This is a genomic window from Halorubrum sp. 48-1-W (assembly GCF_003287355.1).
Lineage (GTDB): Archaea > Halobacteriota > Halobacteria > Halobacteriales > Haloferacaceae > Halorubrum.
This window is the reverse complement of sequence record NZ_QMIM01000003.1, coordinates 39,618-51,279: the sequence shown is the minus strand read 5'-3', so window position 1 is coordinate 51,279 and position 11,662 is coordinate 39,618. Positions and strand designations below refer to the sequence as shown.

At 55.6% G+C, this 11,662-nt stretch carries 11 protein-coding genes and 2 pseudogenes; 7 read left to right on the top strand and 6 right to left on the bottom strand.

All coding sequences use genetic code 11. The features are described 5' to 3' along the window. Window positions 1-276: 276 nt before the first annotated feature. From DQW50_RS02165 to DQW50_RS02155, 3 genes and pseudogenes are all read right to left on the bottom strand, one after another. Window positions 277-2,529 (bottom strand): PAS domain S-box protein, encoded by a 2,253-nt coding sequence (locus DQW50_RS02165; RefSeq protein ID WP_112077677.1) that lies wholly within the window; start codon window positions 2,527-2,529, stop codon window positions 277-279. Window positions 2,530-2,676: 147 nt separating this feature from the next. Continuing rightward, window positions 2,677-3,231 carry a type IV pilin gene (locus DQW50_RS02160; protein WP_112077676.1) on the bottom strand — a complete coding sequence of 185 codons (555 nt, stop codon included), beginning with the start codon at window positions 3,229-3,231 and terminating at the stop codon, window positions 2,677-2,679. 38 nt (window positions 3,232-3,269) lie between these two features. Next, window positions 3,270-3,452 (bottom strand): annotated as a pseudogene (locus DQW50_RS02155) (IS66 family transposase); the annotation flags it as partial. Between the two features lie 456 nt (window positions 3,453-3,908). Between DQW50_RS02155 and DQW50_RS02150 the strand changes: the two are divergent. Continuing rightward, complete coding sequence (locus tag DQW50_RS02150) at window positions 3,909-5,117, top strand: XF1762 family protein (RefSeq protein ID WP_127341298.1); 1,209 nt, start codon at window positions 3,909-3,911, stop codon at window positions 5,115-5,117. A 96-nt stretch (window positions 5,118-5,213) separates the two neighbouring features. Here the strand turns inward: DQW50_RS02150 and DQW50_RS02145 are convergent, their stop codons facing one another. Continuing rightward, window positions 5,214-5,429 carry a hypothetical protein gene (locus tag DQW50_RS02145; protein WP_127341297.1) on the bottom strand — a complete coding sequence of 72 codons (216 nt, stop codon included), beginning with the start codon at window positions 5,427-5,429 and terminating at the stop codon, window positions 5,214-5,216. Between DQW50_RS02145 and DQW50_RS18775 the strand changes: the two genes are divergently transcribed. Beyond that, window positions 5,337-5,726, top strand: coding sequence for a DUF6610 family protein (locus DQW50_RS18775; protein ID WP_394338563.1), 390 nt, complete (start codon window positions 5,337-5,339; stop codon window positions 5,724-5,726). The genes DQW50_RS02145 and DQW50_RS18775 overlap by 93 nt on opposite strands. On the opposite strand, the gene DQW50_RS02140 is transcribed toward DQW50_RS18775, so the two are convergent. Next, a complete protein-coding gene (locus DQW50_RS02140; RefSeq protein WP_112077673.1) occupies window positions 5,650-6,288 on the bottom strand; it encodes an IS6 family transposase in 639 nt (212 codons plus the stop codon). The genes DQW50_RS18775 and DQW50_RS02140 overlap by 77 nt on opposite strands. Before the next feature lie 66 nt (window positions 6,289-6,354). On the opposite strand from DQW50_RS02140, the pseudogene DQW50_RS02135 reads away from it, so the two are divergent. The 5 genes and pseudogenes from DQW50_RS02135 to DQW50_RS02115 all read left to right on the top strand — a co-directional run. Then, a pseudogene (locus tag DQW50_RS02135) lies at window positions 6,355-7,101 on the top strand (DUF6610 family protein); the annotation flags it as partial. 96 nt (window positions 7,102-7,197) lie between these two features. Further along, window positions 7,198-8,697, top strand: coding sequence for a hypothetical protein (locus tag DQW50_RS02130; protein ID WP_112077671.1), 1,500 nt, complete (start codon window positions 7,198-7,200; stop codon window positions 8,695-8,697). Between the two features lie 46 nt (window positions 8,698-8,743). After that, entirely contained in the window at window positions 8,744-8,977 is a 234-nt protein-coding gene (locus DQW50_RS02125) for a hypothetical protein (RefSeq protein WP_112077670.1), read from the top strand. 11 nt (window positions 8,978-8,988) lie between these two features. After that, window positions 8,989-9,576: a hypothetical protein gene (locus DQW50_RS02120; protein ID WP_112077669.1), complete on the top strand. Its 588-nt coding sequence runs from the start codon at window positions 8,989-8,991 to the stop codon at window positions 9,574-9,576. 167 nt (window positions 9,577-9,743) lie between these two features. Beyond that, a complete protein-coding gene (locus tag DQW50_RS02115) occupies window positions 9,744-10,334 on the top strand; it encodes a DUF6884 domain-containing protein (protein WP_112077668.1) in 591 nt (196 codons plus the stop codon). Between the two features lie 24 nt (window positions 10,335-10,358). Here DQW50_RS02115 and DQW50_RS17550 read toward each other — a convergent pair whose 3' ends face one another. After that, window positions 10,359-11,435 carry a hypothetical protein gene (locus tag DQW50_RS17550; protein WP_127341295.1) on the bottom strand — a complete coding sequence of 359 codons (1,077 nt, stop codon included), beginning with the start codon at window positions 11,433-11,435 and terminating at the stop codon, window positions 10,359-10,361. Window positions 11,436-11,662 lie beyond the last annotated feature (227 nt).

The window sequence follows — 11,662 nt, the reverse complement described above, 5'->3', positions numbered from 1 at the left end:
CTACAAGATACAATGCGAATATTCTGCACAGAGGTCTATAGGAATTGGCTGTTCAAATTGGTCAATCGCTTATGAGTAACACACCGATGATAAACTGATGTTTAGTAATTTTGCTCCGTATGTTTTATTTGAAATACCACGTAGAGAGACCTAGAACGGTGATCACGGCTCGAACTCGCCAGCCGTAGCTCTATTAACAATCTTCTACGCAAGAGTGTTGATCAATATACGAGTACACTTGCCCGAATCCTGAACAAATACACAAAATAGAGGCATTCACCCACTGACGGTGTCGACACCCGCAATCTCGAACCTAGCACCACCAGTACTTCCCTCAACGACAGAAACGTTCCACCCGTGAGCCTCAGCGATTCGTCTGACGATCGCGAGTCCAAATCCAGTTCCTTCGTCCGCTGTCGAGTACCCGATATCAAACACCCTGTCACGCTCCTCTGGAGGAATCCCTGGCCCATCATCTTCTATATAAAACCCTCTATCTGACACGCCGACTGTAATACTCACATTTGAACTGCTATGTTCGACAGTGTTCCGAAAGAGATTCTCAAGCAGTTGTTGGAGACGGCTTCGGTCAGCTCGGATCATCCGGTCGGCCTCGATTTGGATCGTCGCTTCCTCTGTGTCGACATTCCGCCAGCATCCCTCAGCTAATGAGTCTAGTCTAACTGACTCTAGCTCGCCTACGCTGTTCCCCTCCCGAGCAAGAGTCAACAGATCGTCGATTAACGTCTCCATTCGAGTATGTGCCTGGCTAACTGCATCAAGATGCGTACTATCGGACTCCGACTGGGCGAGTTCTAATCGCCCTGAAGCCACATTTAGTGGGTTCCGGAGATCATGCGAGAGTACACTCGCGAATTCGTTGAGTCGTTCGTTCTGGCGTTCAATTTCTTGTCGCTGCTCAACGCGGTCAAGTGCCGTTTTGATATTGGTAGCCAGTACTTGTGCGAGTGTTTTATCAATCTGACTGAATGCCTCAGTAGTCGTCGAGCTGAGAATAAAGACTCCATGATCATCAAGTGGAAGAACGAGTTCGCTACCGAACGGTGTGTCAGTTGCAAACCGCCTTGATTCATTCGTGAGATCAGGGTAATACTCAGAAACACCGGTTCGATAGACTTGACCTGCCAAACTATTTGTAATGCACAGTGTCGGTGGTGCCTCGCCAAGTAATTCTTCTGAATTATCTGTCCAAGCCACGGGCACAAGCGCATCCTCATCCGGTTCATAGAGGTGGATGCCATTTATAACCTGATTAAGCACTTGTGCAGCGGCTTCGGACCCGATCTTCGCCACTTCCTCAGTGGTAGTCGCGGTCATCAGATCTCGGGTCGAGCCGTGTAATTCCTTCAACGCGCGTTCACGTTCTTTTCGCTCAGAGATATCGATAGACACGCCCAAAAAACAGGTTTGTCCATTAAGTTTGATTGGGTGAACAGATAGCAAGGCAGCAAACGCCGATCCATCTTTCCGTACGTGTTCAACTTCGTCATACCAAGACTCGCCTGATTCGATGAGGTACGTAATTTCTGGGATCTGCTCAATCTCGTGCTGCTGGTGAAGCAGCCCGATTGATTCACCGATAGCTTCCTTACGATTGTATCCAAATAGCCGTTCAGCACCGGGGCTAAATTCTTGAATACGAGCGTCCGTCCCGTCTGCTGTTGGTTTCGCGATCACGAATGAAACATCTCGAGCAGCCTCGAAGATCCCTTCGAGTTTGGCTTGTTTGGCTTTTCGATCAGAGATGTTTCGACTGCTGACAAGCACCCCTTGGACTGCTGGATCGTCTACGAGGTTGACAACTCGTTGTTCGTACCACTCAAACTCGCCGTTGCTCTGCTCGATGCGGAGTTCGTTATGTGCAGTCTTACCAGGGCTTTCGAGCACTGAGCTAAACGTTTCCATCGCCTTCTCGCGATCATCGGGATGAATATACTCAGAGGGCTCCGACCCGGTTAGATCGAAGACGTCTTGCCCGGGGAGATGTTCCCGACAATGATTCTGATACTGGACGATCCCGGTTTCATCGAGTACTGCGATGACTTCGGAGATATTCTCAAGGAACGAGAGTCGGCGGTCAAGTTCCTGTTTTGAGTTCCGCAGTTCGGTGATTTCTCGACCACTCCCAACGATGCGCTGAACCTGGCCATTTTTAACAATTGGAGTGAGCGTTGTCTGCCAGACTGTCGGTTCCACATCAATTTGAATTGTCTCTTCGTATGTGACTGTCTCCTTTTGTTCGATACATCGCCGATAGTTGTTTCGTAGACGTTTGCCGAGATCCTCACCAAACACCTCGATAGGAGTTTTGCCGCGAACTTCTTCGGTTGATTTCCCGGTGAACTCCTCTTCGCGTTGATTAAATCGTTGAAACCGGATGGTTTCATCTTCTCCGACATCTAGCAAAAAAATGGCTTCGGAGACCGCATCGAACATTGTCTCATATTCTTTTTTTGTTGTCGCTAAGTCATCGATAATAGCAGCCTGCTCCGCCGAATCCCGAGCCATTGAATGGGTTTTTCTACTTGTTTATAGGTATAAATAGTATCGATATGCGCTAAGTGGTTGATAGGGTGTCATAGAGGGCTTCACATACCTATTCTTCCATCCCTTCGGGTCACTCAGTATAATGAACCTATACAGAAACTCGGTTAATCAAACAAGAAAGTGCTCCTCAATCAATATTTTATTCGATTGTGTATGTATTACTAGAACGTCTAACTCAGAGTTCTCAGGCTTTCTGAAGTCACATCCCCCGACAGCAATCCGAAACGAAATCGTTTCGCCCGCTGTCCACTTGTTATCTTCTTCGATATAAATTGGACCATCGTTCTCAGCAGCAAATCCCTGACTGATGAGATTTTTATTTCCCTGTATATTTTCATCAGATAAGGTGTAATCAAAGTATCCATCACCTGGCAGATCAACTAACCGCGCTTGTTTGCCACAGTCGGGTGCTTTGACAACTATCTCTATATTTTCAATATTTACTGTATCACCCGCCAGGTGAGTAATTCGAACCACTTGTTCATCACCGGCGCTGCCAGCAACAAACTCACCCGTGGATTCAGCCACAACCGGGCCAGGATCTTGAATGTCTTCCGCAAATCCTAGCACGAACACCGAAATTGTCGCTGCAATTATTACAACGATAGCAACCATAAGAACGGTTGAAATAACTGGAGAAACAGCACGCTCCTGTTCAGTCATACCACTTAGATATTCTGCCATAGGTATAGAGTATTTGTTTAGCTGTCGGATTCGACAGCAGGTACAGTGCGAGCCCGTGAAATCATCTCATTGTCTCGTACAACCTGCTTGAGTTCCTCGTAGGGATTGTACCACTGCTGGCTCCACGTCGCCAGTAGTGACAAGAGGGTTTCGTGGACGAACATTCCGCGGTCATTTTGTAGTGTCCCGATGATTTTTTGTGCGCGTTTAGCGACGCCGTCGAGGACGCCCAGTACCACTACGGCCAAGGTGGATACACCGGGACCATCGCGGAGAAAACCTCGTTCACCCGTATTCCCGACGACGAAGTAGGCGACACCGACCCCGCCGAGTACGCCAGCCAGCTTATCGACGAACAGGACTCTCGAATCGACAGCAAGTGGGGCCCTGCTGGATGTATTCACGTCGAAGAAGACACGTACCTGTTCTTTGGCTGGGCATCCGCCTAACGCCTCTCCTTTCCCGTGAGTACTCGTCACCACCCCTGGTCCAGAGTGATACGGCCGCTTCGCGCCGGCGACATCATCGCGTTCCCCTACCTCAACGCTATCGGGCGATGCACTGGGGATGACTCCATCGGATCCTTCAACTGGTACGTCCCGCCAGGGGGCCCACTTAGTATCGGTCGCCTCCCCAATCAAGACGAGACTGATGCGATGATCGACTCCGGGGAGATCGTCATACTCGAGACGGAATTCGACTCCCTTGCCGCCTACCACGCCTATCGGACATACCGCGACTGTGACCCCCGTCTCGTCTCGCCCGGTGGTGCGTCGTCAACGGGGCACCTATCGCTCCGCGCTGAGCGTGGGTCCAGAGTCCGTGAGCGTGTCAACGGCTTCCTGAAGCACCCCGACGTCGCGTATCAGCACGACCCAGTGACCACGCCCTTCCGAATCGCACTCACTGCCACCTACCAGGACCGAGAGGTTGCGATGGCGGTCCTCGGACGCCCGCGGGGGCGACACAACGCCGACGGTCGGACGGTCGAACTGTATCGCTTCGCTGCCCATCCCGACCGGCCCGCGAATACCGGATCGTGGCTCCTCTCACGCTGCTGTGCGTGGAGTCGCCTCGAAGGATACGATCGCCTGCTCACGTACGCCGGTGTCCAGAACGGCAACGAGGGAACCATGTATCAGGCCGCTGGGTTCGAGCTCCTCGGGACGACGATAGCTGACCGGAGTGAATGGCACTCTCGTGAGGGCCGCGCCGGGGGTGGAACGTACCGGAAGTGTCGCTACAGATACGTCCTCGCCAGTCATTCGATCGAGGCCCGACGGCCCGCCGGTCGCGTCAGTCCCGATCAGGCCCGCCTCACCGACCAGAACACACCAGTCAGACCCGCATGTGCCTCTCCCCGCACGGTCGCCCAGGGTGAACTTGTCCAGACCCGCGAGGAGCACCCGGCTCGTCGAGAAACCACCCTCACCACCGACGCCCAGGCGTTCCTCGATGAGTACGACTGTGGCGAACCTGACGACACCGCACCGCTCGTCGCGTGCTTCGCCTACCGAACTCCAGAAGACGCCTTGGTTGCCGCGCTCTGCCTTCGAGACCACTCCGAGGAGCAGAACCCTCGGGACAACACCGAAGCCGTCACGCTGTCCACAGCGGGCGCCCAGACCGACGCCTTCGCCTACCCGGTGAACGTTCTCCGGGGACTCATCGCCGACGCCTGTGAGTGGGCTCGGCTCCACGGCTACGCGACTGTCGAGAACTGCCTCACCGGAAACGTCGCGACCGCCGCAGTCGAGGGAATCGCTGGCCTCGAGATAGACTACGACCATCTTCGTGACCCATCCGTGGAGCCATCCGAACGAGCATCATCGTCGTCGAGCTCCCCTTCTGTGTCTTCCGCGTAGGCGAGGTTTCGTCCGCCAGTTTTGTCGGCGGCGGAGCCGTGCGCCGCCAGCTGACCATCCTGACGGCCACTTCCTATGGTGAGTTCCAATACCAGTTCAGCCGAGAGCATCGGCCACGGCCAACTCGACCTCTCCACGTACCTCTCGCCGGCGACTCTTGACACACTCGAGGACAGACACCAGGCATCGGGAGGCGAGCATTCCGACCACCGGTCCGAGATCGAGGCCGACAGCAACACCGAACGAGAACGCGAAGAGGACGCGCTTCCTATCGAAGTCGCTCGTCGTGCCGAGTACATCGGGTTCCTTCATCGAGCCCCGTTTGCGACTGAGGCATACGCCCTCGGATTCGTTACCGGCGCTCGCGAGGACTGTCGGATTCAGGATAGCCATCTCCGCAACGTTGACGTCCCGATCCTCATGCTCGACAACGATTTCAATCGGCCCGACCTCGATCGGTATCTCACCCGCTTCCGTGAGGTTGAGCCCGAAATCGGTGTCGTTGGCGATGCCCGCACTCCTGAGGGTCGCGTTAACTTTGGCATCGATTCCACCAGACAGCGAGGGCTTGGAGCCACGATTCTGCTGTCGTTGGCTCCACGTGACTGAACGTATTTGAAAACGAAGAAGTTCGTCGTTTTACTTCTCTAAATATACGTTCGACGGCATTCCGATTGCCATGGCGTTCATATCTGCAATCGAGGCCGTGTCGGTCGAGGGCGGTTTTGAGCCACTGAGCATCGTCGACGAGAAACACGGCGGTTTCGACATCGTGTTTCTCGCGTAATTCGCTCAGGAAGATTTCGGTGAGACCGGTCGTATACGTGCTAAAGAGCCGAATATGGAGGAATGTGTTCGTTTCAGGATCGATGGCGGCATACAGCCAGTATTGTTGATCGTTGATTCGAATCACGGTTTCGTCGAGCGCAACGTGATTCGGGCTCGCCCCGCCATCGGGCTGTAGATCGGCCTTGTGCACCCAGTTGTGGACGGCTGTTCGAGAGCGTTCGACACCCAACCTATCAAGAATTGAGATGGTATTTGAAAGTGATAGTCCTGCCACGTGCATCTGAATACCGAGCCGCATCGCGAACTCGGGTGTCCGCTGGCGCTCCACAAAATCTAATTCGATCCAGTCGCTACCATCGCTGAGGCGTGTGATTTCGGGCATAGACACTCAGAAATCAGCACGCCTCACTCTTCACGCTTAACTTGACACGACCCTCCTGAGGAAGCACACACGTTTGTCGACGCCGCCCGCGAACTCAAATCCGACTACCCAGACGCGACCATCATCATCGTCCCGAAGTGTCGCGAGGCCATCGATATCGTCGCCAACGCTGATATCCCCGGGGAATCGCTCGTCCTCGGATACGCGATGGGGCGTTCAAACATCAAAGCGTGGCACTTCTCGGATATCGCCAACTGGCGCGGTCACCGTGTGCATCTCCTTGGAGCCAGCCCGACGAAGCAATGGCGCGTCATCCAGGAGCTCACCCAACCGAATCTCACAGGGGACCCGCCTGCGGACATCATCGGTCTCGATTGGAACGGCCCGCAGGGTATCGCCTACAAAGGCGAATCCTGGTCACGCGACGGGTGGCAAGACGCTGACTTCCTCACCATCCGCGAGACCGTCCGTCGAAGCCTCCGTGAGATGCGAGCATTCTGGGAGGAACGTGGAGTGTGGCCCGCCGAGGGGAAGACGCCAATCGAACGCCTCGAGCCCGCCGTCAAAGAACCGGACGACCCGATCTGGGCTGCCAACGGAGGGGATCTCAGCGATCCCGATCCGCTTGGGTCACCCGATGAGTGGGCAGAACTAGTGGACTACGAGGACGAAGATGGCCCCTATCCCATCGAGCAGGCCATCATCGTCACCTACGAAGACGGGCGCACTTTCGCATATCGGACACAGACCGAGCGCAACTACGTCGAATACCACGAAGGGCTCTGGGACGAGGTCGTGGACGAGCGGCCGTAACGGTCGCCCGGTCCTACGTTACGGTGCGAACTGTCGGTGTCCGTATGTTGCGTAGGGCTCGATTTGTCCGGCCCCCGCACGGCGGAGGCCCACAGAATGCCCTCACCACCGCCGACCGACGCGAGTAGCAACAATTCGACGAACTCCACTGGAGAGGTCGTGGACAGGAGTGACGAGTTCGTCGACAACCGAAACGACGTGTGCGACCCGCCTGCTAACCCCGGCGAGCAGGCCAGCCTCGCTTCCGAGGTGATCGAGGGGCAGACGGATCTCACCGGCAGCCAGGCGACCGAGGACCCGGAATACCTCGATGGTGGAACTCGGGAGAGTGCGCTCGATGCGCTGGCCAACGGCTCATGGACCCCCTCCACGATCACTCGAGCCTTCGAAGTCACTGGAAACGTCGCCAACTCGATCAAAGAGATGGGTTCGGGTGCCAGTCACGTCCTGAAAGTCGAAGATAACACCGAGGACCTATCGGAGTGGCCGGGAATCGGGGACGCTTCGGCCAAATCGATCCGGACAACGATACCGAAATTAAAGGCCCGTGGAATCACCCGCCACGGTCTCCCCATCAACGTCAATGCCCAGGCAATCGAGGATGCCGGCGGCGACGTCGATGAGCTCGAGGGCGTCGAGAGTGTGACCGAACAGACGGTCATGGAGGGGATCGTTGACTCTCTGGACGTTCCCGAACACTGGACAATCGTCGATGAGCACGAGGACGCCGAGCAAGAGCCCTCGATCCTCGTTGAGCATCCGGACGGCTACTTGGCCGAAATGTGGCTTCGGGACGACGACGTCTCATCCGGCGCCGGTGAGTGGGACATCGAATACGTCGACCCGGTGGGGACCCGGCGGGACGGGAGCGGGCAGTTCCACGAGAGCGCCCAGGACGCGCTCGACGAACTCGTTCCGCACATCAAGGAGGTTCGGGCCGAGGAGCGCGACCGGGCCGAACAGCAGGCCGAGCAGGAAGATATCGACTGGCCTGAAACAATCGGGCGCTTTCGGCTCCGGGAGCAGACCGTGAGTGACACCCATGCCGAGTATCGGACTGACTATCTGGCGGGCTACGGTATACTGGGGACCAAGCGACGGGAGCGGTCGGAGGGCATCCGTTTCTACGACGACACCCGGAAGTACCACTTCATGGATGAGACCTACGCCCGGAAGAAGACCGCAATCGAGACAGCCGAGGAGAAGCTCACGGACCTGACGGAGACACTCGATGAGCGGGAGGACGCGGTGATCGAGCAGAACGATATCCCCGACCACGTTCTCCCCCACCGCTACCGGGGCGATCTCGACGACCAGGACAGCGGCAGTGACGATGTCCCGGATAGCAAAACCCGTCAGATGGGTGTCTCACCTGATGACACCGACCAACTCACCGTCGATATTCGCTTCGCCACCGAAGGCATTAGCGCCTCGGTCTACGCCATCTCCGAGACACCCAACCGAACCGATCTCCTCGAAGAAGCCTGGTACACCTGGACCGAGGTGGACGAACTCACCACGGATACGGAGAGTCACATCATATTCGAGATTCCCGTGCAGCACTCGCAAAACGAGAACGAGGACGCGGCGGACTAACTCGTGCTCGTTTGTCGGGCCCCCACGCGGTGGAGGCCCACTCAAAATGGAATCCACCACAGACGACAATATCGCCGGACAGCGTATTGTTGCCGTCCGTGCAATGACCAGCGAAGAACTTGAACGCGAAGGCTGGCAAGCCCATGATTGGCAATCGACAGTCGTTCTCGAACTCGAGTCCGGGACGATCCTCTATCCATCTACTGATCCCGAAGGAAACGCTCCTGGAGCGATATTCGGCATCGACGCCGACGATACCGCATTCGCCCTCTACCCCTGACCAAATTCATTATGCACATGCTCATCAGAGTCGTCTCCGAAGCCTACGACGCCGAAGACGCGACCGGCATCGCCCACGGCCTCTTTGAGGGCGTTGACGCGCCGCTCTACCCGACGTTCGACTACGGCACACTCATGACCGATGGTGGTCGCTGGAGCGAGTCACTCCCTGAAATCTTCCGTGAAGAGGGCTCCGCTCGTGCCGACTCCGAGATCGGGAACGATCTTCTCGAGGGCGCCTGGGTATCAACCACTCGCGAACTCGCTCGAAGAATGGCCGTCATCCGCAAGGGATTCGAAGAGTACACCGACAAGGAACTCCTCGAAAGCCCCCGTATTAAAGCCGACGTCGAACCGTGGAACCCTCTCGGCCCAACCCGAAGCGAAGAGGAGTTCATCGACTCCTACTCAATCGACGTCCGGTATGCGATGTACTCTGTCGGTGAATACGCCGGCCCGGTCTACTACCTCTACAACGAATACGGAACCGCGATTCGGAGCCAAGCCGAATTCGATCAACTTCTCGACGAGATTGCGACCGATGATACAGGGAACGACGAGACCTCGTTCTACGTGACGCCAGTCGACGTCCACTATTAATCCGGCTCCCATATCAAGCGAATCCTAGGTACAATCAGAGTCACCCGATTACTAATGACGCTGAGTGTCCCGCGGAGGTAGATTCATCCCCAGCGGGTGTCAAAATCGCACCGACTGATGCACACAGGTTCGTGGCGGGGGTGACTCACGCCGCTCCGAGACGACAGATGCCAACGAGACAGACCACAATCGAGACGATTCAGACTGACGGTGGAGGCCGTGAGGATAGTGATCGAAGTGATCTCCTCGTTCGCCGAACTGCCCTCGTCGGGTGTGGCGACGCGAAACACGACGGCTTGCTTCCTGCTCGCGAAAAATACCGTTCGACATACTTCGGCCTCAAGCGCGATTTCGCTGAGACACTCTGTGCTCGCTGGTGGATCCTTTCTGCGAAATTCGGACTGCTTGATCCCGACCGCGTCATCGACGATTACGATGTCGCCATCACCGACGACGATGTGGACACCGCTCAGTGGGTCGAGGACGTCCGCACGGTGCTCTCTAATGTGGAGTGGCCCGAGACGACCAAGGACGGTCGGGACATCGTCTGGGAGCTATATGCGCTTGCTGGAAGTGACTACCTCGAGGCCACCGACCAGGATGAACACTCGCTCCGTGTGCAACTCCCCGACATTACACCCGATCACGTAACGATCCGATTCCCCTTCGACGACCTCGCGGGGATCGGCTACCAAAATGGGTGGCTCGCCGCGTCTCGTGACTCCGGGCGTATCGTCGATACTGCAACCCACGGCTGAATACGAACGGGGCGTCTGTCTGAGTCACTCCAAGGCTGGTGGGGAATCATGGACTGCGACAACGTCATCAGCAAACTCCTCGACTGCAAGTGACGGTTCGGAGTGTTCAGTTGGTCCAACGGGCTCGAACTTGCAGAGAACCAAGTTGTAGGAGATGGACGCTTGGACAATCCTCCAGTAATATGGCCCGCTTTCGTCCCTGTCAGGATCAATTTCGACAATATCACCGAGGTCGAACTCGACGGGTTGTTCATAGGAGCTGCCTGCGAGTTCCGCCTGTCTCCCTTCTACGTCGGGAAGCGGGTCATGCAGAGTTTCAGCGAGAATATACCAGTCATCAACAAGCCGTCGCTGTCGAACGCCTTCTCGCAACTCTCCATCAAGTTCTACGTCGTAGACTGGTCTTGGGGTGATTGGAGATTGGTCCCAGAGTGGTGTCAGCCACGCCTCGTATCGGTCACGAATACGGCAGTGTCCGTTCTGCGTGTCAAATTCGTCCCCAGCGACAAACAGAAACTCTTCATACGGACTCTGTGTATCTCGACCGAAACGCCCGTCAACTTTGTCACCTTCTTCAATCGCTCCCGGGAGATACGACCAGCCAGCAAATTCGGGGTGATGGTACTCAACAAACGGCGCTGAAAGATAGTCGTTTGGCGTCCCAAACACATCGCTCAGACGAGTGAGTGCTTCACGCTCCGAAAGAGAGTCACTTCGACTACCGGCTGCGGACTCAAATGAATCCAACTCCGTCGGAGATGCAGACAAGTCATCAGCTGGCGGATCGCTCCAGTCATCGACCGGAGAATGGAACGAGAACTCACCAATATACAGGCAGTAGTATTCTCTGTTGTCGATTTTGTGAAGGCGAACCTCATCGACGCAGTCTCGCTCAACTAACGATTCGAGAATTGACTGTTTGAACGCATACAGTGCCTTTTTCCGAATACTGTGATGCCGCGCTCGCGCTTTAGCTCCCCCGGAGTAATTATTGCTTGCCGACTCAGCGTACTTCTTCGCTTCAACGTTGATCTGGTATAATGCCTCTAGCTGGTCGAATGAACACTTCGGACAGTGTTCCGAATCAGTTGCATCAGGCATGGCAGATTTTGAACAAGGAACTGAAGACGATCATGTCGAGTTGCCGTTTTGTGGTAGTATATCAGACCGGATGAAAGTTAAAATAACCGAGTTGCGTAATAGCTACGCAACGCTTCTTCTTGTACCAGCCTTTCAGCACGTCGAAGGGACTACACCATCGAGGCGAGTCAAAGGACGACATCCGACGGGCTCAGCAAGATGTTCACAGCCTCAGAAGTGGCCTCGTC